This is a genomic window from Variovorax sp. 22077, assembly GCF_052044195.1.
Taxonomy (GTDB): Bacteria; Pseudomonadota; Gammaproteobacteria; order Burkholderiales; family Burkholderiaceae_C; genus Variovorax; species Variovorax atrisoli.
This window is the reverse complement of sequence record NZ_JBQEQC010000004.1, coordinates 313272-337162: the sequence shown is the minus strand read 5'-3', so window position 1 is coordinate 337162 and position 23891 is coordinate 313272. Positions and strand designations below refer to the sequence as shown.

24 protein-coding genes are annotated in these 23891 nt (G+C 68.6%); 12 read left to right on the top strand and 12 right to left on the bottom strand.

Annotated features, from left to right (window positions below; genetic code table 11):
- The first annotated feature begins 2 nt into the window (after nucleotides 1-2).
- From ACTJLF_RS08095 to ACTJLF_RS08080, 4 genes are read left to right on the top strand one after another with little or no spacing between them, the layout of a single operon-like run.
- A complete protein-coding gene (locus ACTJLF_RS08095; RefSeq protein WP_240650025.1) occupies nucleotides 3-1472 on the top strand; it encodes a TolC family protein in 1470 nt (489 codons plus the stop codon).
- Nucleotides 1472-2458, top strand: coding sequence for an HlyD family secretion protein (locus ACTJLF_RS08090; RefSeq protein WP_132750821.1), 987 nt, complete (start codon nucleotides 1472-1474; stop codon nucleotides 2456-2458). Before ACTJLF_RS08095 ends, ACTJLF_RS08090 begins: the two co-directional genes overlap by 1 nt.
- Nucleotides 2459-2479: 21 nt before the next feature.
- Nucleotides 2480-3664 (top strand): ABC transporter permease, encoded by a 1185-nt coding sequence (locus tag ACTJLF_RS08085; protein ID WP_440882816.1) that lies wholly within the window; start codon nucleotides 2480-2482, stop codon nucleotides 3662-3664.
- On the top strand, nucleotides 3664-4806 hold the full coding sequence (locus ACTJLF_RS08080; protein WP_019653004.1) for an ABC transporter permease: 1143 nt from the start codon (nucleotides 3664-3666) through the stop codon (nucleotides 4804-4806). The genes ACTJLF_RS08085 and ACTJLF_RS08080 overlap by 1 nt, the downstream gene beginning before the upstream one ends.
- Here the strand turns inward: ACTJLF_RS08080 and ACTJLF_RS08075 are convergent.
- Nucleotides 4803-5438, bottom strand: a complete 636-nt coding sequence (locus ACTJLF_RS08075) for a TetR/AcrR family transcriptional regulator (RefSeq protein WP_019653005.1) — start codon at nucleotides 5436-5438, stop codon at nucleotides 4803-4805. The genes ACTJLF_RS08080 and ACTJLF_RS08075 overlap by 4 nt on opposite strands.
- Before the next feature lie 130 nt (nucleotides 5439-5568).
- On the opposite strand from ACTJLF_RS08075, the gene ACTJLF_RS08070 reads away from it, so the two are divergent.
- Complete coding sequence (locus tag ACTJLF_RS08070; RefSeq protein ID WP_019653006.1) at nucleotides 5569-6411, top strand: metal-dependent hydrolase; 843 nt, start codon at nucleotides 5569-5571, stop codon at nucleotides 6409-6411.
- Nucleotides 6412-6441: 30 nt separating this feature from the next.
- On the opposite strand, the gene ACTJLF_RS08065 is transcribed toward ACTJLF_RS08070, so the two are convergent.
- The 8 genes from ACTJLF_RS08065 to ACTJLF_RS08030 form a co-directional block, all read right to left on the bottom strand.
- Nucleotides 6442-7029 carry a hypothetical protein gene (locus ACTJLF_RS08065; RefSeq protein ID WP_019653007.1) on the bottom strand — a complete coding sequence of 196 codons (588 nt, stop codon included), beginning with the start codon at nucleotides 7027-7029 and terminating at the stop codon, nucleotides 6442-6444.
- 250 nt (nucleotides 7030-7279) lie between these two features.
- Nucleotides 7280-7510, bottom strand: coding sequence for a hypothetical protein (locus tag ACTJLF_RS08060; RefSeq protein WP_019653008.1), 231 nt, complete (start codon nucleotides 7508-7510; stop codon nucleotides 7280-7282).
- Nucleotides 7497-7868: a hypothetical protein gene (locus ACTJLF_RS08055; protein ID WP_026346217.1), complete on the bottom strand. Its 372-nt coding sequence runs from the start codon at nucleotides 7866-7868 to the stop codon at nucleotides 7497-7499. The genes ACTJLF_RS08060 and ACTJLF_RS08055 overlap by 14 nt, the downstream gene beginning before the upstream one ends.
- A 17-nt stretch (nucleotides 7869-7885) precedes the next feature.
- The gene (locus ACTJLF_RS08050) at nucleotides 7886-8800 is read right to left on the bottom strand and encodes a DUF6999 family protein (protein WP_019653010.1); all 915 of its coding nucleotides are present in this window, start codon (nucleotides 8798-8800) and stop codon (nucleotides 7886-7888) included.
- Complete coding sequence (locus ACTJLF_RS08045) at nucleotides 8784-10700, bottom strand: iron-containing redox enzyme family protein (protein ID WP_440882815.1); 1917 nt, start codon at nucleotides 10698-10700, stop codon at nucleotides 8784-8786. Before ACTJLF_RS08045 ends, ACTJLF_RS08050 begins: the two co-directional genes overlap by 17 nt.
- A gap of 3 nt (nucleotides 10701-10703) precedes the next feature.
- The gene (locus ACTJLF_RS08040; protein ID WP_132799821.1) at nucleotides 10704-11666 is read right to left on the bottom strand and encodes a fatty acid desaturase; all 963 of its coding nucleotides are present in this window, start codon (nucleotides 11664-11666) and stop codon (nucleotides 10704-10706) included.
- Nucleotides 11647-12420: a sterol desaturase family protein gene (locus tag ACTJLF_RS08035; protein WP_019653013.1), complete on the bottom strand. Its 774-nt coding sequence runs from the start codon at nucleotides 12418-12420 to the stop codon at nucleotides 11647-11649. The genes ACTJLF_RS08040 and ACTJLF_RS08035 overlap by 20 nt, the downstream gene beginning before the upstream one ends.
- Before the next feature lie 9 nt (nucleotides 12421-12429).
- Nucleotides 12430-14007 carry a phospholipase D family protein gene (locus ACTJLF_RS08030; protein ID WP_126184280.1) on the bottom strand — a complete coding sequence of 526 codons (1578 nt, stop codon included), beginning with the start codon at nucleotides 14005-14007 and terminating at the stop codon, nucleotides 12430-12432.
- A 153-nt stretch (nucleotides 14008-14160) separates the two neighbouring features.
- On the opposite strand from ACTJLF_RS08030, the gene ACTJLF_RS08025 reads away from it, so the two are divergent.
- Complete coding sequence (locus ACTJLF_RS08025; RefSeq protein ID WP_019653015.1) at nucleotides 14161-14718, top strand: peroxiredoxin; 558 nt, start codon at nucleotides 14161-14163, stop codon at nucleotides 14716-14718.
- Nucleotides 14719-14790: 72 nt separating this feature from the next.
- Nucleotides 14791-16224 carry an aldehyde dehydrogenase family protein gene (locus tag ACTJLF_RS08020; protein ID WP_440882814.1) on the top strand — a complete coding sequence of 478 codons (1434 nt, stop codon included), beginning with the start codon at nucleotides 14791-14793 and terminating at the stop codon, nucleotides 16222-16224.
- A 30-nt stretch (nucleotides 16225-16254) separates the two neighbouring features.
- Here ACTJLF_RS08020 and ACTJLF_RS08015 read toward each other — a convergent pair whose 3' ends face one another.
- Nucleotides 16255-17178 (bottom strand): ZIP family metal transporter, encoded by a 924-nt coding sequence (locus ACTJLF_RS08015; protein ID WP_440882813.1) that lies wholly within the window; start codon nucleotides 17176-17178, stop codon nucleotides 16255-16257.
- A gap of 10 nt (nucleotides 17179-17188) precedes the next feature.
- Nucleotides 17189-17824, bottom strand: coding sequence for a superoxide dismutase (locus tag ACTJLF_RS08010; RefSeq protein ID WP_126184282.1), 636 nt, complete (start codon nucleotides 17822-17824; stop codon nucleotides 17189-17191).
- Between the two features lie 193 nt (nucleotides 17825-18017).
- Between ACTJLF_RS08010 and ACTJLF_RS08005 the strand changes: the two genes are divergently transcribed.
- The 5 genes from ACTJLF_RS08005 to moeA all read left to right on the top strand — a co-directional run bounded on the left by ACTJLF_RS08005 (nucleotide 18018) and on the right by moeA (nucleotide 23287).
- Nucleotides 18018-18716, top strand: a complete 699-nt coding sequence (locus ACTJLF_RS08005) for a hypothetical protein (protein ID WP_440882812.1) — start codon at nucleotides 18018-18020, stop codon at nucleotides 18714-18716.
- A 94-nt stretch (nucleotides 18717-18810) separates the two neighbouring features.
- Nucleotides 18811-20094, top strand: a complete 1284-nt coding sequence (locus ACTJLF_RS08000) for a serine hydrolase domain-containing protein (protein ID WP_440882811.1) — start codon at nucleotides 18811-18813, stop codon at nucleotides 20092-20094.
- Between the two features lie 58 nt (nucleotides 20095-20152).
- Nucleotides 20153-21313, top strand: a complete 1161-nt coding sequence (gene moaA, locus ACTJLF_RS07995) for a GTP 3',8-cyclase MoaA (protein WP_440882810.1) — start codon at nucleotides 20153-20155, stop codon at nucleotides 21311-21313.
- Nucleotides 21310-21969 carry a molybdenum cofactor guanylyltransferase MobA gene (mobA, locus tag ACTJLF_RS07990; RefSeq protein WP_440882809.1) on the top strand — a complete coding sequence of 220 codons (660 nt, stop codon included), beginning with the start codon at nucleotides 21310-21312 and terminating at the stop codon, nucleotides 21967-21969. Before moaA ends, mobA begins: the two co-directional genes overlap by 4 nt.
- Before the next feature lies 1 nt (nucleotide 21970).
- On the top strand, nucleotides 21971-23287 hold the full coding sequence (gene moeA / locus ACTJLF_RS07985; RefSeq protein WP_440882808.1) for a molybdopterin molybdotransferase MoeA: 1317 nt from the start codon (nucleotides 21971-21973) through the stop codon (nucleotides 23285-23287).
- Between the two features lie 136 nt (nucleotides 23288-23423).
- Here moeA and rnhA read toward each other — a convergent pair whose 3' ends face one another.
- Nucleotides 23424-23873: a ribonuclease HI gene (gene rnhA, locus ACTJLF_RS07980; protein ID WP_019653024.1), complete on the bottom strand. Its 450-nt coding sequence runs from the start codon at nucleotides 23871-23873 to the stop codon at nucleotides 23424-23426.
- Nucleotides 23874-23891 lie beyond the last annotated feature (18 nt).

The following is a 23891-nucleotide window of genomic DNA, read 5'->3' as shown; positions in this document are numbered from 1 at the left end:
CGATGACGAAACGAACACGCCACGCCGCAAGCCCCTTCACGCCGAGCCTGTTGCCGGCATTGCTGGTGCTGTGCGGCACCGCCTTCGCGCAGGCACAGCCACAGGCCCAGACGCCAGCCCAGCCGCAAGCCGGCGACGACACCCTCTCCCTGAGCTTCGACGCGGCCCGCGCCCGCATGATCGACCGCTCCGACAAGCTGGCCGCCGCCCGCGCCGCCGTCGACGCGAAGGAGCTGCAAAGCCAGGGCCTCAAGCGCCTGGGCGGCCCCTCGGTCAGCGTCTCCGCGCTGGCCTATGCCTACAACGCGAACCTGAACCTCGATCTCGATCCGCTCAACCAGCGGCTCGGGCAGCTGGGTTCGGCGCTGCCGTCGTCCATCCAGAGCGTGATCGCGCGCGTGCCGATACCGCAACTGCCCAACAGCTACACCCTCAACCGCCACGACACCGGCACCAACGCCTCGATCTCCGCCGTGTGGCCGATCTACGTGGGCGGCGCGACCGACGCGGTGCGCGGCTTCGTCTCGGCCCAGACGCGCGAGGCGCAGGCCGACGCCGAGCAGGCCGGCCACGAAGTCGACACCCTGCTCGTACAGCGCTACTTTGGCGCGCAGCTCGCCCGCCGCGCTGCCGCCCTGCGCCTGCAGGCCGAGCGCACCATCGCGCAACACGACTCGGCGGCGCAGAAGATGCTGGCCGCCGGCGTGATCTCGCGCGTCGAGCGGCTGCAGGCCAGCGCCGCGTATGAAGAAGCCCGCCGCAACGCACGCAAGGCCGAGAACGACGCGGCGCTGGCCTCCGTGGCGCTGGCCCGCACCGTACGCGCCGACGGCAGCGTGGCGCCGCAGACGCCGCTCTTTCTCATCAGCACGCCGATCGAGCCGCTGAACTACTTCATCGATTCGGCGCTCACGCGGCACCCGGGCCTGGACAAGGTCGCGGCCAAGAAGTCGCAGGCCGAGCAGCTGCACGAAGGCGAAGAGGCGCTGCGCAGGCCGCAGGTGATCGCCTTCGGCACGCGCGAGCTCAAGAGCGGCAACGCCGACTGGGTGGCCGGCGTCGGCGTGCGCTGGACGCTTTACGACTCGGTGGACCGCGACAAGCTCTCGGCCGCCTCGCTCAAGCAGGTCGAGCAGGCCGAACGCACCGATGCGCAGGCGCGCAGCGACATCTCGCTGCTGGTCGAGCGCAACTGGCGCGCGCTGGAGAACGCTCGCCGCCAGTACCTGGAGATGAAGGCCTCGGTCGAGCTCGCGCAGGAGGTCGTGAAGCTGCGCACCGCCGGCCTGCGCGAAGGCACGAGCACCACGCTCGACCTGATCGACGCAGAGACCAACCAGGCCAAGGTGCTGACCGAACGCGCGCAGGCCGCCAACGACTACGTGCAGGCGCTCGCGCAGTTGCTCGAAAGCGCCGGGCTTTCCGACAGGTTTTCCGACTACATCGCACGTGCCGACGTGAAGGTGAATTGATGATGAGTGCCAAGACCCGAAAACTGATCGCGATACTGGCCGCCCTGCTCGTGCTGGCGCTGCTCGTCTGGGGCTTCTGGCGCGCCTCGCGTCCGGCGCCCGAGGTGTTCCAGGGCCAGATGGAAGCGCGCGAGACCGACGTCGCGGGCAAGGTGACCGCGCGCGTCGCCGAAGTGCCGGTGAAGGAAGGCGATCGCATCCAGGCCGGCACGGTGCTGGTCCGCATGGACAGCCCCGAGGTGCGCGCCAAGCTCGCGCAGGCAACCGCCGCCGAGCAGGCCGCGCAGGCCGTCGCCGAGAAGGCGCAGAACGGCGCCCGTCCGCAGGAAGTGGAAATGGCGCGCATGCAGTGGCAGCGTGCCGAGACCGCCGCGCAACTTGCGCAAACCTCTTTCCGCCGAGTCGACGGACTCGCGCGCGAGGGCCTGGTGGCCGACCAGAAGCGCGACGAAGCAGAGGCCAACTGGAAGGCCTCGCGCGACGCCGCCATCGCGGCGAAGGCGCAGTACGACATGGCCCGCACCGGCGCCCGGCCCGAGGACAAGGCCGCAGCCAGCGCACAGGCCCGCCAGGTCGCCGGCGTGGTGGCCGAGGCGGAAGCCGCCAAGGCCGAGACCGAGCTGCGCAGCCCCGTGGCCGGCGAAGTGGCCAAGGTGCTGGCGAAGGTCGGCGAACTTTCGCCGCAGGGCGTGGCGGTGGTCACGGTGGTCGACCTGAACGACCAGTGGGTGGTGCTCAACGTGCGCGAAGACCGGCTCGCCCGCTTCGCGCTGGGCGACGAATTCGACGCCCACCTGCCCGCGCTGCCCGAGGGCAAGCGCACTGCCCGCTTCAAGGTCTACTACAGCGCCGTGCTGCCCGACTTCGCGACCTGGCGCGCCACGCGCGGCGGCACCGGCTTCGACGTGCGCACCTTCGAGGTCCGCGCACGTCCGCTCAAGCCCATCGAAGGTGCGCGGCCCGGCATGAGCGTGCTGGTGGACTGACCGGCGGCACGGATTCCCTCGATGAGCCTCCGTGGCTTCTCCACCGCCAGCGCACGACGCGAGCTCGCGCTGCTGCGCGCGCGTCCGTGGGACCTGGCCATGATCTCCTGGGTGCCGCTGCTCGCGGTGTTCCTGATCTGGTGGATATTCTCGGCCGGCCTGCCCGAGCGGCTGCCGATCGGCGTGCTCGACCAGGACCACTCCTCGCTCTCGCGGCAGGTGGTGCGCTTCCTGGACGCCACGCCCGGCCTGCGCGTGGCGCAGCGCTACAGCGACGAAGGCGAGATGGCGCGCGCGCTCACCAGCGGCGCGGTCGACGCGGCGGTGCAGCTGCCGCGCGAACTGAGCCGCGACGTCAAGCAGGGCCGAGTCGGCCAGGTCGTGCTGCTGCACAACGCGCAGCTCGGTACGCATTCGAGCCTGATCCAGCGCGACGTTCGCACCGCCGTGGCAACGGTCTCGGGCGGGGTCGAGCTCACGGTGCGCAACAAGCGCGGCGAGTCGATGACGGCCGCGCGCGTGAGCATGGAGCCGATCAAGGTGAGCATGGTGGCGCTGTTCAACACGTCGACCGACTACGAGCAGTTCCTGGGCGCGGCGCTCATTCCAGCGCTGCTGCACATCCTCGCGATGACCGCTGGCGCATGGGCCGTGGGCCGCGAGCTGCGCGACCGCAGCATCGGGGGATGGCTGGGCGCCTCGCCGCAGTGGCACGAGGTGCTGGCCGCGCTTGCGGGCAAGCTGGCGCTGCCGTTCGCGAGCCTGTCGGCGGTGGCGCTGGCCGCGATGCTGTGGATCACCGCGGGCCGCGGCTGGCATCCGGTCGGTTCGCTCGGATGGACGCTCTTCGCGCTGGTCGTCTTCATGGCGCTTTCGATCGCGCTGGGGGCCTTCGTGGCGGCGCTCACGCGATCGCTGCGCACGGCCCTGTCGGCCACGGGGTTCATCACGGCGCCCGCCTTCGCGTTCGGCGGCGTGGGCTTTCCGCTGGTCGCGATGCCCGTGCTGGCGCAGGTCTGGGCCAACCTGCTTCCCTACACGCACTACATCCGCGTGCAGATGGAGCAGCTGCAGATGGGCGCGCCGGTGGCGTACTCGGCGGCGACGCCGCTGTGGATGGTCCTGGCCACGGGCGTGCTGCTTGCCGCGTGCGCTGCGGCACTGGTGAAGGCCGCCAAGGCGCCCGAGAGCTGGGGTGGACGCTGATGACTGACGAACGGCTTCGCTTCGGCCCGGCATGGCGCGAGACCGCATTGGCGGTACTGCGCGACAAGGGCGTGCTGCTGATCATGCTGCTCGCGCCCATCATCTACGGCTTCTTCTACCCCTGGCCCTATGGCACGCAGGCCGTGACGCGCGTGCCGGTGGCGGTGGTCGACCAGGACCACACCGGCCTGTCGCGGCAGATCGCACGCTTCGCAATGGCCAACCCGCGGCTGGACGTGCGCATGGTCACTGGTGACGTCGGCGAGGCGCAGCAGGCGCTGTGGCGCGGCGAGATCGAGGGCTACGCGCTGCTGCCGGCCGACCTGAAGCGCAGCGTGCTGCGCGGCACCTCTGCGGTGGTCACCATCGAGGGCAACGGCGCCTATGCGCTGCTCAACAAGGCGGTGCTGTACGGTTTCTCGGAGGCCGTGGGCACCGTCTCGGCGGGCGTCGAGATCCGCAAGCTGCAGGCCGGCGGCCAGAGCGCGATCCAGGCGGCTCGCAGCCGCAGCCCGCTCAACACGCAGCTCGTCGCGCTCTTCAACCCGACCGAAGGCTACGGCAGCTACGTGGTGCCCGCGGTGGCCCTGCTGATCCTCCAGCAGACGCTGCTCATGGGGGTGGCGATGCTGGCCGGCACCTGGGCCGAGGCCGGACGGCTGCGGGCATCGATGGGCGCCTGGCTGGGCCGGCTGGGCGCGCTGTCGGCATTCGGCTTCCTCAGCGGCGTCTTCTACTTCGGCTGGGTGTTCTTCCTGCAGGACTACCCGCGCGGCGGCAATCCGTGGGGGGCGCTGGTGCTGCTCGCGTTCTACGTGCCGGCGATCTGCACGCTCGGACTGCTGCTGGGCTGCTGGTTCCGCGAGCGCGAACGGGCCTTGCAGGTGCTGTTGTTCACGGCACTGCCGATGGCTTTCCTCTCAGGCTTCTCGTGGCCCGTGGAGGCCCTGCCGGAGCCGCTGCAGGCGCTGCGCTGGCTCTTTCCGAGCACCGCGGGAATCCAGGCCTCGCTGCGGCTCAACCAGATGGGCGCGCCACTGCACGACGTGCTGCCCCATCTGGGCGTGCTGCTGGCGCTGACGCTGGCTGGGCTCTTCACGCTGTGGCTCGCTGCCACGGCGCCGAAGCATCGGCGGGCCTAGCGTCGGCTCTCTGCAGCCACTGCGCGCACGAGCCGCGTGGCGGGTTCCACCAGCTCGCGCAGATCGCCTGCCCTGTTCTGCTCGATTGCCTGCAGCACCAGTTCGTTGATGCCGCCCACCACCGTCATCGCCATCTCGCTCGTCAGGTGCACCGCGGGGCTGTCGGCATTGCCGTCCGAACTGGTGTTGATGGCGGTCTGGATGAAGTTGGCGATCTCGTCGTTCACGCGGCGGCGTACCGCGAGGCCCGGCAGGCCGAGCCCCAGGATCTCGACGAAGAGCGTGCGCAGCAGCGCCGGGTCTTGCGCAAGGTAATCGAAGTACGCCGTCATGGCCTGCTCGACCTGCGCATGCCAGGGTTGGGCCGGATCGAAGGCCTCGCTCACCGTCTGCAGCGCGAGGCGGCTTGCGGTTTCGTAGAGCGCGATCAGGCACTCGGTCTTGGTGCTGAAGTGCTCGTAGAAGGTGCGGCGCGACACGGCCGCCTCTCGCACGATGTCCGCAATGGTGGTCTCGGCATAGCCCTTGGCAGCCACGGCATGCGCCATGCCTTGGAGCAGGCGCGCGTAGTGCTCGCTCCCGGGGCCCTCCGCGGACTTGGACGGAGCAGTTTTTTCGATGGTTTCGCTCATGGACGACACATTTTCCTACGCCCAGGTACTTGACAGTACCAAATCACAATTGCAACATGGCGGCACGCGGTACGAAGATGTACCAGCAATTCCGCTCCACGCAATCAGTGCTTATTCGAGGCTTGTTCTCATGACCGATCTTGTCGTACGCCGCCTTCTGATCGACCTGCAACCGCCGTTCGCCCGTGACTGGTGTGGCGGCGACGCATTCTCTACCGCTTTCTTCAACGCGCTGTCGATGAGCTTTCCCTTCGGCGAACAGTTCTTCATCGACGCAGTCCGCGACGCCGTCGCAACGCTGCCGCCAGAGCTTCAGGAGCAGCACAAGGCCGACGTGCGCGGCTTCATCGGGCAGGAGGCCACGCACCGGCGCATCCACTCGCTCTTCAACAACCATCTCGAGAAGCAGGGGCTGGTCGACCGCTGGACGGCTCGCGCCAGCAAGCGAATGGAACTGATGGAAGGCGCCGACCCGCGCCACGCGCTGGCAGTGACGGCGGCCACGGAACACTTCACCGCCATGTTCGCCGAATGGCTGCTGGCCCACCCGGGCGTGCTCGACGGCGCCGAGCCGCGACTGCGCACCATGTGGCTGTGGCACAGCGCGGAGGAGCTGGAGCACAAGAGCGTGGCCTTCGACATCTACAAGGCCGCGGGCGGCTCCGACGAGTGGCGCACGCGCTGGTTCCGCCGCGTCACCTTGATGTTCCTCGGCGACTTGATGCGCCAGACCGTCGACAACCTGCGCCACGAGAAACAACTGTGGAAGTGGTCGACCTGGAAGAGCGCCGCGCGCATCCTGCTGAGCCGCGACGGCCTGCTGCGCGGCAACCTCGCCGGCTGGCGCAGCTACCTGCGCGCCGACTTCCATCCGATGCAGCAGGACAGCAGCCTCTCGGCGCGCTGGCTTGCGGACAACCGCGCGCAGTTCACGCCGGTGGGCGCGGCGCCAGAGGCGGCTGCCGCCGGCTGAGGCCCGGCAGGCCCGACGGCGGGGCCTCGCTCAGTAGAAGTTGGCGCGGTTGGTCGTCGCGGCACCCGCCTGCTGGTGCTCGGGGCGCATCTGCAGATCGTGCAGGGTGTCGAAATCGGAAGGGGCGTCCGGCACCCGCATCACCACTTCCAGCTCGTGCATCGAGGCCACCCAGCGGCCTGCCGGGGATTCGGCCGGCTCGTCGTTGGCGAACACGCCATCGCGGATGTACAGGGTTTCGCCCTCGGGGCGCTCGGCGTGCAGCTCGATGAGGCGCGAGATCGAGAAGTTGTAGGTCACCAGCTTCTCGCGCGTCTTGCGGTCCTTGCCGCCGCAATTGAACGAGCCCTCGGCCGCGATGACGATGCAGGAGCCGTCGACTCCGCCGTCCATGTCGATCTCGTTGCCGGAACGCCAGATCGCGTTGGGCAGGCGAACGCGGACCTTGTCGATGACCAGATCGCGCTGCTTGTTGAGGCTGCCCAGCGGAGGCACCAGCGAACGCAGCTGCCGAAGACGCTCGGCGAAGTTGTCGTCCATCAGGAATTCGACATGGTGCGTCGCGCTGCCCGAGGAGCGCCTGACCACCTGCATGACCACGTGGCGCGACTTACCCATGGCAGAACCCCTTGGCAAAGGTTGAATTCCGTAGCCCGTGGAGGGTGTAAACGGCGTGGCAGCAATTCATTGGAAATCAGCTACTTAGTAGGACTCTTGATTACATGCAATTACATGCATCATTTGTTTCCAACTGTATAGCGAATCCCGGGAATGTGGAAGGCCATACCGTGACTTATGCACGAGGAAATGTCGCCCAAATGCCACCCCTCTGTGGTAGCGGCTAACCCGCCCCGGGGGCTCGACGCGCCTACTCCAGGGCTTCGTCGAGGGCCTTGCACGAAGGCGCGCAGACCGTCTGCGACTTGCCCAGCACCTGGCGGGTGCGCAGTTGCGAGCGCACCCGGTGCTTGCCGCACATGAAGCACGACATGGTTGCCCCGCTGAATGAGGCCGAGGCCCGGAACGGGGAACCCGGCGCCTTCGATTTGTAGCGCAGGCCGTCCGCCACCACTGCCGTCTTCACTTCACCCTTCGCCATGCATCTTGTCCTTGCTGTTCGGTTCGGCACGGCGCATCGCGCGTGCAATGGCTTCCCGGGCGCTGATTTCAGCCGCCAGGGAAGCGTCCAACGCCGAGCGGCAAAGCCCGGCGTGCTTGTAGTTGAGGTTTTCGTACACCTCGGCCGCGGCCGGATAGGCATCGAGCAGGCGCCCCAGTTCGGCGCCCTGCCCGATGTCCTCGAACTCGTGCACAAGATGTTCGACCACGGAGCGGTACTGTTCTGCACCCACGGGTACAGGGCTGTGCTCGAGCTTTTCCAGCAGCTGCGCCAAAACATGGGTCACCGCCAGATCGGCCTTGGAAGACGGATTATCGGTCGTGTTCATGGTCCGCATCTGGGGGCAGCATACGCCTATGCAAGTGGCTGCTCGTACAGGGTGGTCTCCGGCTGGCCGGTATTGCGCTGGGCAGCCTGCATCCGCTGCAGCAGGCTGTGAAGCATTTCGGTCGACAGCCCGTGGATCACCAGCCGGTGCCCCGCCCGCAGGGTCGACAGCGGCACCAGCGGGTGCTTGTTGTTGACCAGGATCAGGTGCTCCGGGGCGTTCAGGATCGTCGCCGCGTAGATGCCGATGGTCTCGTCCAGCTGCAGGGAGTTCGCCGCCCGCCAGAAATCGTTGTCCGTGAGCATCAGCTGGTAGAGCGGCGTGAACAGCTCGATGGCGCTTTGCAGGTCCAGGAAGTTCAGCCTGCCCTGGGGCATATCCTCCAGGCGCAGCCCCGGCTCCTTGATCATCGAGAAGTCGACTTTTTCCGCCTTGCACAGCGCCAGCCCCTTGTCGCGCAGCGCGGTGTTCAGCCTGATCACGAAGTTGAAGAGGTTCAGGTCGTGCTTCAGGAACATCTCGTCCTTGAGCGCGTCGATGTCCGCCGGCTCCAGCGGGCTTGTGGCCACGGGCGCCGGCGAATTGCGCCCGATGAAGGCCAGGATCTGCGAGCCCAGGTGGAAGTGCCGCAGGATCAGCCAGTTGGCCTCCGGCGACACGAAGCGCTTCAGCCCCCAGGCCAGCAGGCGGTGCAGCAGGATCGAATGCGACCAGTTGCGCGGCACGAACACCTTCGCGATCTGGATCAGGATGATCGTCAGCCGCGCGATCGGCCGCAGGAACGGCAGCAGGTACTGGCGCGAGCCCGAACTCGAATCGGCCAGCCAGGCGGACTTGACGTCGTCCGGCAGCGGCGTGCTCTGGTCGAGATACAGCGCCAGCCAGGGGCTGGGATCGCGCTCGTCGTGGGCTTGCTTCAGGAATTCAGGCGTTCGATCCATGGGGCATCCGCTGCGTGATGTGTTGGAACTGCATCAGGTACAGCGCGGCCGTGTGGCGCGCCGTCTCGACGATCTGGCTGGCGGCGCGCGACTGCCCTTCCACCGCCATCGCCATCTCCACCGCCGTGAGCCAGCGGCTGAGGTGGTTCTCGTCGTTGTGGCCGTGGTACTCCAGGAAGCGGAAGGCATCCGGCGGCAGCTTCAGGCTCGCCTTGAGCAGCGGCAGCAGCGCAGGCACGATGCGCTGGCCCGTGCCCTCGATGATGTAGATCGCGCCCAGCAGGCCGATCGGGTCGCGCGTGGCGGCCAGTCCGTGCAGGTAGGCATTGAGCGCCTCGCCGCCCGGGTTGCGCCGCAGCTCCTCGATGTTCTCCACGGTGCCGCCGGCCTTGCGGTAGTCGCTGAAGAGAATGTTGAAGTCGTTCTGCTCCTCGCCCGCGTGCACGCCGATCAGCGATGCCAGCACCTGGTAGGGCTCGCTCAGCGAGGCGGCGCCTTCGCGCATCCACTTGCTGCCCTCGCGCACCTGGGGCACCCATTGCTCCATCCAGTTCAGGTAGTCGGGCACGGCGAAGCGGCGCTCGCGGATCTGGCGGACGAGCGGCGTGCGCCACACGCGCGAACGGTAGTCGTGCCAGATGGCGGCCAGCTCGGTCAGCAGCGCACCCAGCCCTTCGGGCGCGGCGGCAGGGTCGTGCGGGGGCGCGATCACGAGGTCGTCGTCCGGCACGGCCGCGGCGCGCGGCGCCACCGCGACGGGCGCCGCATCGCCGGCCTCCACCTCCCACAGCATGTACGCCGCCATGAAGCGCCCCGACTCCGGCACGTAGCAGAAGATCTGCTCGCCCGGCTTGAGCGCCTTGGTGTGCAGGAACTCGGCCAGCATCACCAGGATCGACGCCGCGCCCGTGTTGCCCCGCCATGCGAGGTTGCTCCACCAGCGCTCGCGCGGGATCGACAGGTCGGCCTTGGCCATCAGGTCCTCGACCACCGGGATGAATTTCTCCGACGAGTAATGGCACAGGAAGTGATCGACCCGCTTCGGATCGACCCAGCCGTCGCGCACCAGCTCCGCGTATTCGTGGATGCCGATGTCGAAGAGGTGCGGCAGCAGCCGGATGTCCTGGCGCAGCGACAGCGCACCCGCCGCCTCAGCCTCCGCCCACGAGCCGAAATCGAGATGGCCGCGCGCGCGGTCCTCGGTCAGCCCCAGCTGCATGCAGACCGGATAGTCGCCCGAGAAGGCGCGCTGGTGCACCCATTTCAGCTTCAGCCGCAGGCCCGGCGAGCCGGCCAGGGCCGATGCCCCGTCGGACAGCAGCAGGGCCCCTGCCCCGTCGGACAGCATCCAGCGCAGGAAGTGCGAGTCGAAGTCGGTCTCGTAGCCGCGCGCCGCGAAGCGCGAACGCTTGAAGAGTCGCGACGGCATCTCGCTGGCCACGGCCATCGCCGAGCGGTGCGCGCCGAGCTCGATGCCCTGCGCGGCCGTCTGGATCGCCGACACGCCCGCGGCGCAGATGCCGTGCACCGAGTGCGTCTCCATGGGCTGCGCAGCCAGCTCGCCCTGGATCATATTGGCGAAGCCCGGCATCAGCGCGTCGCCGCCCGAGGAGCCGCTGGCCAGCAGCGATACCCGGGAGAGCTCGGCCCCGCCGCGCTGGAGGCAGTCGCGGATCGCGCCGGCTGCCAGCTGCGCATTGGTGTGCCGCGTCACGCCTTCGGAGTCGATCGCGTAGTGCCGAGTGAGGATGCCGTTCTCCGCCAGGATGCGCCGCTTGATGCGCTCGGACATGCGGTTGAGCGGCGCGATGTACGCGTCCATGCGCTCGTTGGGGATGGGCTCGCCCGGCATGAAGTAGCCGGCGCTTTCTAGGTACACGCGTTGGAATGGAACAGGCATGGTTCAGAGAGTTGATGGATCGCGGGGCATCAGCGGGCGGCTGCGGAATCGCGGCCACACGGCCCCCAGCACGAAGACGCGCACCATGTACGGCACCAGCCCGCCCTCGTTGAGCACCGGGTCCACCTGCGCGCGGTAGTGCGTGCGATGCAGGCGGGTGAGCTCGGACCAGTGGGCATGCGGGTTCTCGTGGTGTGCGGTGTGCAGGCCGATGTTGAACAGCAAGGGGTTCACCAGCCCTTCGAAATTGCGCGCGTAGTTCAAGCGGCTACCCGCGGTATCGCGCGGTGCCCCCGGCGCGCCCTCCTGCGTGGGTTTGCGGCCGTCGGCGTGCGCGTGCTGCAGGTAGTTGGTCGCCAGCAGCCAGTGCAGGCCGTGCAGCTGTGGCACGACGACGAAGAGCAGCGCCTTGCGCCAGTCGATCACCAGCAGCACCGCCCAGCTCGCCAGCCACACTGCGTACTGCGCCATGCAGTAGCGCCAGGCGCCGCGACGGTGCCGCCGCAGCCGGGCGAGCCATGCGAAGAAGAGCGGCATGAGCACCCACACGGCCTGGAACGGGTGCAGCAGGTAGCCCCGGAGGTGGTTGGTATCGCCACCGAAGCGGTAGGTGCGTGCCACGTCCTTCGGGCCATGGCGATGGCGGTGATGGTTGGCGACGTGCGCGGGCCAGAACACGAAGGTCGGGTGGCCCTGCAGCAGCGTGATCCAGAAATCGGTGAACCTGTTCAGGCGCCGGCTGCGCCACATGCGCAGGTGCACGTGGTTGTGGTGGATCACGCCGACGCCCAGCGTCAGGAACAGCATCAGCCCGTACAGCACCGCATCGAAGCCGTGGAACCACTGCCAGGCCGCCAGCCCGGGAAGCGCCAAGAGGTAGGCGATGCTCTGCCAGTCGCGCCCATTGCGCAGCACCGGCAGGCGGCGGTTCGCCCCGGACCCTGCGTCAGGCCGTGGTCGCGCCATGCTTCTTGCGGAAAGCCTGAAGAACCGGTTCGGCCGCATCGGCCGCCACGCGCGTGCCGAACAGCCGGTCCATGAAGGTGAACTGGAAGCCGTAGTTGCCGTTGTGCACCGCGTGGTGCAGGTGGTGCCGGCGGCTCGCCGCGAACCAGTGGCTGTACGAGACGCCCGTGAAGAAGTCGTAGTTCGAATGCCCGACGCAGTTGAAGAACAGGCTGAACACCGGCACCGCCGCCAGCGACCAGAAGCTGAAGTCGTGCACCACCATCGGCAGCAGGATCACGTTGCCCAGCATCAGCGCCTCGACGGGATGGAAGCTGTAGGTCGACCACGGCGTGGTCACGAAGGAGCGGTGGTGCGGCCCGTGGAAGCGCCGCAGCCAGCGCGTGTGCAGCAGCCGGTGGTTGATCCAGAAGTGCACGTCGTTCCAGATCGCCAGCGCGACGATCTCCACCGCGATCTGCCGCCAGCCCGCATCGGGATCGAGCCGGGCCCAGCCCAGCTGCAGCAGCCCCCACGGAAACACCATGCCCAGCCCGAAGAGCAGCACCGACACGCCCGACTGCGTCAGCTCGCGCCGCAGCTGCCCCGGCTGCAGCGGCCGCGGATCGAGCACCCGTCCGATGCCCAGCGCCGGGAGCACGCGCCTGGTGAGCAGCCAGGTGGCGGCGCCGAAACAGAGATAGATGCCGCCGAAGAAAAGCAGGCCCCACAGCATGACCTGCGGGGCGGACAACGAGGTGAAGGTCTGCGCCATCCCCCGAGGCTACAACAGCATCTCGGGGACGATCGGCGCGATCAGCATGTTGTAGAAGCGCTGGAAGAAGCCCGACTCCGGCTCCGAGGTAAGGATCATTTCCTTCTCGCCGTCGTTCGTCAGCCATTGCAGCGTGCCGGTGTCCTTGGCCAGCCGCAGCCGGTAGGAGTTCTGCAGCTTGCTGATGTTGATCACCCGCAGCATCTCGCGCGCCAGCTGCGGGCTGTCGACCACCACGCCCATCTCGGTGTTCTGGCTGGCCGAGCGCGGATCGAGGTTCATCGAGCCGATGAAGATGCGCGTCTTGTCGATGGCCGCCGTCTTCGCGTGCAGCCGCCCGAGCGACTTGCCGAACATGCCGAAGCGCTCGCCCGCGCTGGTGCGCTGCGGACTCAGCTCGTAGAGATCGGCGCCGCTTTGCAGCAGCCGCTCGCGGTAGCGTGCATAGCCGGTGTGCACCAGGGGCTCGTCGTTGGCCGCCAGCGAGTTCGTCAGCAGCGTGAGCTTGACCTTGCGGCGGGTCAGGTCCTGGAAGGCCTCCATGCCGCGCTCGCCCGGCACGAGGTAGGGCGAGGTCAGGTCGACTTCCGTCCGGGCATCCATCAGCAGCCCCCAGACCTTCATCGTCACGCTGGTGGCGATGGCCTCCTCGGCCGTCATCGTCTTCGGCTTGGTGGGCGGATCGGCGATCGCTCGGGCCTCGCCCCACAGCAGCCCCATGCGGCCGGCGTCGAGCTCCTCGCCGATGGGGCCGTAGCCCAGGATGTCCGACGGCGGCAGCACGATCTTCGGCGGCGGCGCGGCCATGCCTACCCAGTCGTCGAAGTCGGCGCCGGTCGGCTTGCGCCCGCGCTCGCCCGTCACGATGTCGGCGATGGGCCAGACCTGCTCGCTGTTCCAGTAGGCGTCGAAGATCGACTCGAACTGCGGCACCACCTTGCCGACCACCAGCGCGTCCATGTCGATGAAGTTCTGCGCCTCGCTGAGCACGAAATACTCCTCGGCGATGTTGCGCCCGCCCACTACCGCCATCACGCCGTCGGCAATGAAGAGCTTGTTGTGCATCCGGTGGTTGAGCCGAGAGATCTCCCACGGCGACGCGGCGAAGCGCGACAGGAAGCCGTTGCGTCCGCAGCAGAACGGATTGAACAGGCGCACGTCGACATTGGGCGTCTCCGACAGCGCCAGCAGCAGCTGCTGGCTCTTGACCGTATAGAGGTCGTCCACCAGCACCCGCACCTTCACGCCGCGCATCGCCGCCTCGCGCAGCGTGCGCAGCAGCAGCCGGCCGACCGGATCGTTCTCGAGCTGGTAGTACTGCACCACCAGCGAGCGCTGCGCCCGCTGAGCGAGCTGGATGCGCGCGTCGAGCGAATACACCCCCAGCGGCATCAGCCGGAAGCCCGAATGCTCTTCGGGCGGCGTGGAGGCAGCGGCGATCTTCGCGAGCGTGGTCGACGGATCGGCCGAGGCCGCGAATTCGGCGGGCCGCTCGCGCGCGGGCGGCAGCGAGCCGCAGGCGCCGAGCGCCGCAACCAGCGCGCCGGCGAGCGCGACGCGCAGAAGTGATCGGAGCCAGGCAGTCATGATGATGCTTCCATGAGGTCGTCTTCTTGTGGTTCTTCGTCCTTGTTGTCCTGCAGTACGCCAGCCGGTCGGCCCCGGTTTCAAGGCGCTTCGAGCCCCTTCTCGGGAAGGCTCCGGCCTAGAATTCGATCCACACCGCTGCGGAGTTACATCATGGCCCGTTCGCTTCCCCACCGCATCGCCTGCCTCGCCTTTTTTGCGGCTCTTACGAATACCGCCTCGGCCGCCCTCGACATCGGCGACCCGGCGCCCAAGTTCACCGCCAACGCCGCGCTCGGAGGCAAGACCTTCCGCTACTCGCTGGCCGAGGCGCTCGCCAAGGGCCCGGTGGTGGTGTATTTCTTCCCGGCGGCAGACTCCAGCGACTGCTCCATCGAGGCCCACGCCTTCGCCGAGGCCATCGACCAGTTCGCCGCGCTGGGCGCCAGCGTGATCGGCGTCTCGGCCGACGACATAGGTACCCTGTCGAAGTTCTCGGTCAAGTCCTGCCAGAGCCGCTTCCCGGTCGCCTCGGACGAGAGCAAGGCCGTGATCCAGGGCTTCGACGCCCTGATGCAGACCCGACCGGACTTCGCCAACCGCCTGTCGTACGTGATCGCGCCTGACGGCAAGGTCGCCTACTACTACCAGAACCTGAACCCGGACAAGCACGTGGAGCGCATGCTGAATGCGGTGAAGGCGCTGCCGAAGACGACCGCCGCCAGCAAGTAATGGGCCTCGAGGCCAGGGTCGGGGCGGCGCAGCGGCCACGGGTTTCGCAGGCTTCGCGCAAAATCCCGCCCCATGCAGCTCAACTACATCGCCAACGCGGACGTCCCGTCCTCCTCCGGCCGCGCCCTGCCGGTCATCGACCCCTCCGACGGCCAGCCCTTCGACGAAATCCAGCGCAGCAATGCCGCCGACATCGACTCCGCCGTCCGTGCCGCGCGCGACTGCTTCGATGGCGTCTGGCACAAGGTCAGCGCAGCCGACCGCGGCCGCCTGCTCTTCAAGCTCTCTCAGAAGATCGCCGAGCACGTCGACGAGCTCGCGCTGATCGAGCAGCGCGACTGCGGCAAGCCCGTCAAGCAGGCGCGCGCCGACGCGGTGGCGCTGGTGCGCTACTTCGAGTTCTATGCCGGCGCCTGCGACAAGCTGCACGGCGAGACCATCCCCTACCAGGACGGCTACAGCGTCTTCACCTGGCGCGAGCCGCACGGCGTGACCGGCCACATCATTCCCTGGAACTACCCGATGCAGATCTTCGGGCGCAGCGTTGGCGGCGCCCTGGCGGCGGGCAACGTGTGCGTGGTCAAGCCGGCGGAAGACGCCTGCCTGTCGCTGATCCGCGTGGCGCAACTGGCAGCCGAGGTCGGCTTTCCGGCCGGCGCGCTGAACATCGTGACGGGCTACGGCCACGAGGTGGGCGACGCGCTCGCACGCCACCCGGGCATCGACCACATCAGCTTCACCGGCAGCCCGAAGATCGGCACGCTCATCCAGCAGGTGGCGGCCGAACGGCATTGCCCGGTCACGCTGGAGCTTGGCGGCAAGAGCCCGCAGATCATCTTCGCGGACGCCGACCTGGACGCGGCCATTCCGGTGGTCATCAACGCCATCGTGCAGAACGCCGGCCAGACCTGCTCGGCGGGCTCGCGGGTGCTGATCCAGCGCGACATCTACGAGCCGCTGCTGGAACGCCTGGGCCACGCCTTCGAGGCGCTGCGCGTCGGCCCGGCAGCCATGGACCTCGACGTGGGGCCGCTGATCCGCCAGACGCAGCAGCAGCGCGTGTGGGACTTCCTGAGCGACGCGCAGCACGCCGGCATCCCGATGGTGGCGCAGGGCATCGTGGTCGAGGAAGCGCCCGAGACCGGCTTCTACCAGGCCCCCACCCTGCTGCGCGATGTGCCGGTGGACCACCGCCTCGCGCAGGAAGAAGTCTTCGGCCCGGTGCTGGCCGCGATGCAGTTCGCCGACGAAGACGAAGCCGTCGCGCTCGCCAACGCCACCCACTTCGGCCTGGTTGCCGGCGTGTGGACGGCCGACGGCGCGCGCCAGTTCCGCATGGCCAAGCGCGTGAAGAGCGGGCAGGTGTTCATCAACAACTACGGTGCCGGCGGCGGCGTGGAGCTGCCTTTCGGCGGTGTGAAGTCGTCGGGCTACGGCCGCGAGAAGGGCTTCGAGGCGCTGTACGGCTTCACGACGCTGAAGACCGTCGCCGTCAAGCACGGCTGAACGCCTTGGCGCGCCGCGCGGGCAGGCGCGTCAGCCCAGGGCGGTGTCGAGCAGCATCATCAGCACGAAGCCGATCATCAGCCCGCTGGTGGCGAAGGCTTCGTGCCCCTTTCGATGCGACTCGGGAATGATCTCGTGGCTGATCACGAAGAGCATCGCGCCTGCCGCGAAGCCCAGCCCCCAGGGCAGCAGCATCGCCGAGTGCCCGACCACGGCCGCGCCCAGCACGGCGCCCAGGGGCTCGACCAGCCCCGACAACATGCCAATCAGCACTGCGAAGCCACGGCCGTAGCCTGCGGCCAGCAGTGCCACCGCGACCACCAGCCCCTCGGGCACGTCCTGGATCGCGATGCCGGTGGCCAGCGCATCGGCGCGCAATCCGTTGTTGGCCGCGTAGCCCACGCCGATGGCAAGGCCCTCGGGCACGTTGTGCAGCGCGATCGCGAAGACGAAGAGCCAGGTGCGGCGCAGCTGCCTGGCGGCATTGCCTTCGCGGCCCTTGATGAAATGCTCGTGCGGCAGCACGCGGTCCATCAGCATCAGCGCCATGCCGCCGAGCAGGATGGCGGAGCCGATCACCCCGCCCGCTGCCCAGCTGCCGCCGCCGAAGGTGCCCGCGTTCTTCGCGGCCTCCAGGCCCGGGATGATCAGCGAGAAGGCGCTGGCCGCCAGCATCACGCCGGCGCCGAAGCCGAAGAGCGTGTCCTGCAGGCGCTCCGGCAGCTTCTGCGAGAACAGCACCGGCAGCGTTCCGAGCGCCGTCGCCAGCGCAGCGACCGAGCCGCCGAGCAAGGCATTCCACGCCAGCGGATCGGATCGCACGAACTGCCAGAACTGCACGATCCCCACCACCACGCCGGCCGCGACGATGGCGAAGCCGATCCGTTCGCGCAACGGCCTGGCGGGTCTCGGCTGCCCGCCTTGCACCACGGCGCCCTGTCGCGGCTCGTTCATGGGCTTCTCCTCAGCCGCCGATGGCGGCAGCGTGGCGCCGGGCCACCTCGGCCCAGTTCACGACGTTGTAGAAGGCCGCGATGTACTCGGGGCGGCGGTTCTGGTACTTGAGGTAGTAGGCGTGCTCCCACACGTCGAGCCCGAGGATCGGCGTGTTGCCAGAGCCGATGCCGCGCATCAGCGGGCTGTCCTGGTTGCCGCTGCTTTCCACCGCAAGCTTGCCGCCGGGGCCCACGGAGAGCCACGCCCAGCCGCTGCCGAAGCGCGTGAGGGCGGCCTTGGTGAATGCATCCTTGAAGGCGTCGAAGCCGCCCAGGTCGGCATCGATGGCCTTGGCGAGCGCTCCGGTGGGCAATCCGCCGCCGCCTTGGCCGACCGGTGCCATGACGGTCCAGAACAGAGTGTGGTTGGCGTGCCCGCCGCCGTTGTTGCGCACCGGCGCGCGCAGCGGCTCGGGCAGTTGCTCGACCCCGGCGATCAGTTCGTCGAGCGGTGTCTGCTCGTGCGGCGTGTCTTTCAGCGCCGCATTGAGGTTGTTGACGTAGGTCTGGTGGTGCTTGCCATGGTGGATTTCCATCGTCAGCGCGTCGAGGTGGGGCTCGAGCGCATCGAAGGCATAGGGCAAGGCTGGCAGGGTGTACGGCACGGTCGGGGCGCTCCTTTGGTTGGAAGAGCCCTTTGCGTTGACGACGTGTGCGTACTCAGGCGTCCAAATGATAGAAATTCTCATTGTCTACGTCAAGATATCGAGCGCTGAATAACGCAGACCGGCCAAGCCGGAAGCTTCCGGCAACGATCGATACACTGTCCCGCGGCATGTTTACGGGAGATCACCAAAGATGAAGCTCGCTCGATCCGTTCTTCTTCCCCTCGCGCTGCTCCTGGGTACCGGAGTCGCGGCAGCCCAGGCCAGCGGCAATCCGCCTGCAGGCGACTACATCTACGAAGGCGGCAGCGGCTCGCTGCACATCAAGCCCGGCGGCCGCTTCGACATCACCACCATCGGCACCAACGCCCACACCTGTGCGCTCGACGGCACCATCGTGCGCGGCAAGGCCAAGCTGGACGACACGGGTTGCGTGGTGAGCTTCTCGGCCGAAGCCGACAAGCTGCAGGTCACGACCAACGGCTCCGATCAGTGCCGCGGCTACTGCGGCATGCGCGCCGCCTTCGAGGGCACCTACATCCGCCCGATTCCCTCCTGCGCCGACAAGGCCGTGGCCGGCTCGCGCAAGACCTTCAAGCGCCAGTACGACGCCAAGGACTACGCTGCCGCCCAGACCACCCTCGCGCCGGTGCTCTCGGACTGCGAGAGGACGCTCGACTGGATCACCAAGGCCTGGCTGCGCAACGACCTCGCCCTCACGCAATACAAGCTGAACGACCGCGCAGCCTGCCTCAAGACGCTGCAGCCGCTGGCCGAGGACGCGGCCCGCACCGACGACGGCATCAAGGAAAACTATCCGCCGGCCGATGCCGACATCTATCTGCCCGTGGTCCGGGCCACGCGCACGAACCTGAAGCTCTGCCGCGGATAGCGCCGGCCAGCGGGCGGTTCGGCACGGGCGGCGCCACGGCTGCCCTGCACGGTTTTCGTTTTTTCATCCACCACAACGAGACGGAGACGACACCATGAGATTCCTGAAGCGCAAGCTGCGCGCCGCAACGCTCGGCCTGGCACTGGCCCTGCCCCTGCTCGCGGCGGCGCAGCAATTGCCCGCGGCCACGCCCGAGGAGGTCGGGCTGTCGAGCCAGCGCCTGCAGATGCTCGGCGACGTGCTGAAGGCCGACGTGGCGGCCGGGAAGATCCCCGGCGCGGTGCTGCTGGTGGCCCGCCAGGGCAAGGTGGCGTGGTTCGAGCCGGTCGGCAAGCTCGACAGCGCCGCCGGCACGCCGATGCCGCGCGACGGCATCTTCCGCATCTACTCGATGAGCAAGCCCATCACCACGGTGGCCGCGATGATGCTGGTGGAAGACGGCCGGCTGAAGCTCGACGACCCGGTCTCGGCCTACCTGCCCGAATTCGCGAACATGACCGTGGGCGTCGAGAAGCCCGGCGCCGACGGCAAGCCGGTGCTCGAGACCGTACCCGCGCGCCGCCCGATCACCGTGCACGACCTGATGCGCCACACCTCGGGCCTGACCTACGGCTTTTTCGGCCCGGGCCTCGTGAAGCAGGCCTACAACGCCGCCAACCTGGGCGCGGGCGACCCCACGCTGGCCGAGTTCTCCCAGCGCCTGGCGAAGCTGCCGCTGGCCTACCAGCCCGGCACGACCTGGGACTACAGCCAGTCGACCGACATCCTCGGGCGGGTGATCGAGGTGGTCTCGGGCCAGTCGCTCTACCAGTTCGAGAAGGCCCGGCTCTTCGACCCGCTGGGCATGAAGGACACAACCTACTACGTGCCCGAGCCCGCACGCCAGGCGCGCATCGCCGAGCCGCTGCCCAGCGACCGCAGCTTCGGCGTCGGCGCCGACTTCAACAACCCGCGCATCGTGCGCAGGTACGAGTCCGGCGGCGGCGGGCTGGTGTCGACCGCGAACGACTACGCGCGCTTCCTGCAGATGCTGATCAATGGCGGCTCGCTCGATGGCAGGCGCTATCTCGGCCCGCGCACCATCGCGCTGATGACCGCCGACCACTCCAACGCGGGCGCCGGCATCGTGCCCGGCCCGCTGTACCTGCCGGGCCCTGGCTACGGCTTCGGCCTGGGCTTCGCGGTGCGCCGCAACGACGGCGAGGCGCCCTACCCCTCGGCGGGCGGCGAATACAACTGGGGCGGCGCGGGCGGCACCTACATGTGGGTCGACCCCAAGAACGAGATGTTCGTGGTGCTGATGCTGCAGTCGCCGAAATACAGGACACATTACAGAACATTGACCCGGGACATGATTTATGCGGCCGTGATCAAGTAGCCTGTGTTCCACAGGCCCTTGGGGCCTGGCGCAAAATCGGGCCACGCCCCCAGAAGCCATGAAAAGCAGCAGCGACAGCACCGTCATCCCGATCTCCAGCATCGGCCGAGCACGCCCCGCGGTGGCCGTGCCGGAGGTCGCCGTGCCTGCCACCGGCATGCTGCTCGACCGGCTGGGCCGGCCCCTGACCGACCTGCGCATCAGCGTGACCGACCGCTGCAACTTCCGCTGCAGCTACTGCATGCCCAAGGACGTGTTCGACAAGGACTACAAGTACCTGCCGCACAGCGCCCTGCTGAGCTTCGAGGAGATCACCCGGCTGGCCCGCCTCTTTGCCGCGCACGGCACGCGCAAGATCCGGCTGACCGGCGGCGAGCCGCTGCTGCGGAAGAACATCGAAGGCCTGGTCGAGCAGCTCGCCCAGATCCGTACGCCCGCGGGAGAGCCGCTGGCACTCACGCTCACCACCAACGGCTCGCTGCTCGCGCGCAAGGCCGCCGGCCTGCATGCCGCCGGCCTGCAGCGCGTGACGGTGAGCCTGGACAGCCTCGACGACGCCGTGTTCCGCCAGATGAACGACGTCGACTTCCCGGTGGCCGACGTGCTCGCGGGCATCGACGCGGCGCTGGCCGCGGGCCTCGGGCCCGTCAAGGTCAACATGGTGGTCAAGCGCGGCACCAACGAGCAGGAAATCCTGCCGATGGCGCGCTACTTCCGCAAGCACCACGGCGGCAAGGTGGTGCTGCGCTTCATCGAGTACATGGACGTGGGCGCCACCAACGGCTGGCGCATGGACGAGGTGCTGCCCTCGGCCGACGTCGTCACGCGCATCCATTCCGAATTCCCGCTGGTGCCGCTCGGAGCCGCGACGCCCGGCGAGACCGCCCGGCGCTGGGCCTATGCCGATGGCGGCGGCGAGATCGGCGTCATCAGCAGCGTCACGCAGGCCTTCTGCCACGACTGCAGCCGCGCCCGGCTGTCCACCGAAGGCAAGCTGTACCTGTGCCTGTTCGCAAGCGCCGGCCACGACCTGCGCCCGCTGCTGCGCGGCGACGCCAGCGACGAAGACATCGCCTCGGCCATCGGCCACATCTGGCAGGGGCGCGCCGACCGCTACTCCGAGCTGCGCGCATTGCGCGGCCCCGATGGCGACAGCGGCAACGGCGACGCCGGCTCCAAGGGCCCGCGCCGCGTCGAGATGAGCTACATCGGCGGATGAGGCGTGCGCCTGCCATGCCCGCGCACGCCAGCATCGCGTCCGCCGACATCACGGGGCTGCTGCTGGCCGGCGGCCGCGGCTCGCGCATGGGCGGCGTCGACAAGGGGCTGCAGCCTTTCAATGGAGAACCGCTGGCGCTGCACGCGATGCGGCGGCTGGCGCCGCAGGTAGGCCCGTTCCTGGTCAATGCCAACCGCAACCTCACCGAATACGAAGCCCTGGGCGCGCCGGTCTGGCCCGACAGCCTCGCCGACCACGCTGGCCCGCTGGCGGGCTTCCTGACCGGGCTTGAGCACTGCGCAACGCCCTGGCTGCTGACCGTGCCCTGCGACACGCCCCTCTTCCCTCTGGACCTCGCCGCCCGCCTCGCCGAAGCGGCAGTCGCCGACGATGCAGACATCGCCATGGCCACCGCGCCCGAGCCCGCCGAGGACGGCGGCCCGCCGGTGCTGCGCCCCCAGCCCGTCTTCTGCCTGCTGCGCGCCACCCTGCGCGACAGCCTGCTTCGCTACACCGCCGCCGGCGGCCGCAAGGTCCACGCCTGGATCGCGCAGCATCGCGCCGTGCAAGTGCCCTTCGACCGCCCCGGCGACGCGCCCGACGCGTTCTTCAACGCCAACACCCTCGCCGAACTGCACGCCCTCGAAAACCGATGAGATGAGCCGCATCGCAGAACTCGCTTCCGCCCTCACGGGCCAAGACGGCGCCGACCTGAGCGTCGAAGCCGTCCACGCCTTCCTTTCCCAGCTGGCGGCCACGGCCGTCGTCACCGGGCGCGAGAACGTCCCGCTGGCCGAAGCGCTCGGCCGCGTGCTGGCCGAGGACATCGTCTCGCCCATCAGCGTGCCGCCGCACGACAACTCCGCCATGGACGGCTATGCCTTCGACGGCGCCGTGCTGCCCGTTGACGCGCCCAGCGACGCCTCGGTCACGCTGCGCGTGGTGGGCACGGCGCTGGCGGGTTCGGCATGGCGAGGCGTGCTCGGGCCGGGCGATGCGGTGCGCATCATGACCGGCGCGATGATGCCGGCGGGCCTGGACACCGTGATCCCGCAGGAGTTCTGCAAGGTCGACGGCGAGCTCGTCTGCTTCCCCGCCAGGGTGCTGCGCCGCGGCGACAACCGCCGCTTCGCCGGAGAAGACCTCATGAAGGGCCAGCCCGCGCTGCACAAGGGCGAACGCCTTTCGCCCGCCGCGCTCGGCATGGTCGCGAGCCTGGGACTGCCCGGCGTGCCAGCGCTGCGGCGCCTGCGGGTGGCCTGCTTCTCCACCGGCGACGAGATCCTGAGCCTGGGCGACGCGCCGCGCGAAGGCGCCGTGTACGACAGCAACCGCTACACGGTGATCGGGCTGCTCACGCGGCTGGGCTGCGAGGTGCTCGACCTCGGCCTCGTACGCGACGATCCGGAGACGCTCGCCGCCACGCTGCGGCGCGCGGCGCGCGAGGCCGACGCCATCGTCACCAGCGGCGGCGTGAGCGCGGGTGCGGCGGACCACACGCGCGCGGTGATGCAGGAGCTGGGCGACATGGCCTTCTGGCGCGTCGCGATGCGGCCGGGCCGGCCGCTGGCGGTGGGGCTGATTCCCGCGGAGGAAAGCGCATCGAAGCCGCCGGCCGTGCTGTTCGGCCTGCCGGGCAATCCGGTGGCGGTGATGGTGACTTTTCTCGCCTTCGTCCGGCCTGCGCTGCTTCGCATGATGGGCTGCCACGAGGCGGCGGCCGCACCGCCGCCTCTGCTGCGCGCACGCAGCACGGGTCCGATCCGCAAAAAGCCGGGCCGAACCGAATATCAACGCGGTTTCGTGAAGACCGTGCCCGGCGCGCTGCCCGAGGTGTGCGTTGCTTCCAACCAGGGCTCGGGCGTGCTCAGCTCGATGGTGGAAGCGAACGGCCTGGTGGTGCTGCGCCATGACCAGGGCAGCGTCGCGGCGGGAGAGGAAGTCGACGTGATGATGTTCGACGGGAGTATTTAGCTCTCCCCCCAGGCTTCGCGCACTTCGTATCGCTTCGCCAACCCCCTCGCCGGGGGCGACACCTGAGGACCGGGCGAGCCGGTTCGTCGGTGTCCCTTGAAAGGTGCCTGCACCGCACAAGCCCCCTCGGGGTTGCTCAGATTCGGCCCAGCGCCTTTTCCACGCCCTTGTTGGCCAGCATGTCGGCGCGTTCGTTGCCCGGATCGCCGGAGTGGCCCTTGACCCAGCGCCATTCGATCTCGTGGCCGCCTTCGGTCACGAGCTTGTCGAGCCGCTTCCAGAGTTCGGCGTTCTTAACGGGCTCCTTGCTCGCGGTGACCCAGCCCTTGGCCTTCCAGCCGCGGATCCATTCGGTGATGCCCTTGCGCACGTACTGGCTGTCGAGGTAAAGCAGCACCTTGCAGGGCCGCTTGAGCGCGGACAGGCCCTCGATGACGGCGGTGAGCTCCATGCGGTTGTTGGTGGTGTTGAGTTCGCCGCCGAACAGGTCCTTCTCGCTGGCGCCCGACTTGAGCCACGCGCCCCAGCCGCCCGGGCCGGGGTTGCCCTTGCATGCGCCATCGGTGTAGATCACGACTTCGTTCAAGCTGACGTTTCCTTCTTC